We start from the raw sequence: 1126 nt of genomic DNA, 5'->3' as shown, positions 1-1126 counted from the left end.
TCGCGTCTTGCAAAGTCACGGCTGCTGCCGCAGGTCGGGGCAGTGCTCCTTTGTCCGTTCTTGCGCGACACGTGCGATCTCGATGATCGTCGGCAGCCGGGGCGACTCGACCCTCCGAGCATCGCCCCGCTGAGCTGCCAACGATCGATACGTGCCAGGAACCGGGTTCCGTCCGTTGTGGGGAGAGCGCACGCTTCGTAGGCTCGACGACGACGGCGGCGCGAGGGCGCGGTGCGCTGTCGCGGGCCCACCACGGAAAGGACGCCGGTGCTCTACTGGCTGCTGAAGTACGTCATCCTCGGTCCGCTGCTCAAGCTGATCTTCCGCCCACAGGTGGAGGGCCTGCACCACGTGCCGGCGACCGGTCCGGTGATCCTGGCCAGCAACCACCTCTCCTTCTCCGACTCGATCTTCACGCCGCTGATCATCCCGCGGAAGGTCACCTTCGTGGCCAAGGCCGAGTACTTCACCGGCAAGGGCATCAAGGGCTGGCTGACCAAGATGTTCTTCGTCGGCACCGGCACCATCCCGGTGGACCGCTCCGGCGGCCAGGCCGCTCGCGCGGCGCTGGACACCCAGTTGCAGGTGTTGCGCGCCGGGGGAGTGGCCGGCATCTACCCAGAGGGCACCCGCTCCCCGGACGGGCGGCTCTACCGGGGCAAGACCGGGGTGGCCCGGCTCGCCCTGGAGAGCGGCGCGGTGGTGGTGCCGGTGGCGATGCTCAACGCCGACGAGATCCAGCCGCCCGGCAAGCTGATCCCCAGGATCGACCGGGTGCGGATCCGCTTCGGTGCCCCGCTGGACTTCACCCGCTACGCCGGGATGGCCGGCGACCGGTTCGTCGAGCGGGCGGTCACCGACGAGATCATGTACGAGTTGATGGAACTCTCCGGCCGCGAGTACGTCGACGTCTACGCCCAGAAGCTCAAACTGGTGGCCGCCTGACCCGCCTCAGCAGGCCACGGCCGGCCCGGTCGGGCTGATCGGCCGTCCCGCGAGAGCCAGCAGGCCGGGGGGCGTCGTTGCGCAGTGCGAAGGTGCGCAGCTCGGCGCGGGGGCGCCCGGGGCGGCCGCCGGGTCACCGGCGCGGGTCAGCTCCGCCGCCGCGAACGCCAGCGCCAGCGCC

The 1126-nt window shown here is 70.6% G+C and carries 1 protein-coding gene; it reads left to right on the top strand.

Annotation, left to right across the window (positions count from 1 at the left end):
- The first annotated feature begins 267 nt into the window (after positions 1-267).
- The gene (locus JNW91_RS31505) at positions 268-945 is read left to right on the top strand and encodes a lysophospholipid acyltransferase family protein (RefSeq protein ID WP_203179058.1); all 678 of its coding nucleotides are present in this window, start codon (positions 268-270) and stop codon (positions 943-945) included.
- Positions 946-1126 lie beyond the last annotated feature (181 nt).

The sequence above is a fragment of the Micromonospora parastrephiae genome (assembly GCF_016802865.1).
GTDB lineage: Bacteria > Actinomycetota > Actinomycetes > Mycobacteriales > Micromonosporaceae > Micromonospora > Micromonospora parastrephiae.
This window is presented reverse-complemented; position numbering and strand designations above follow the sequence as displayed.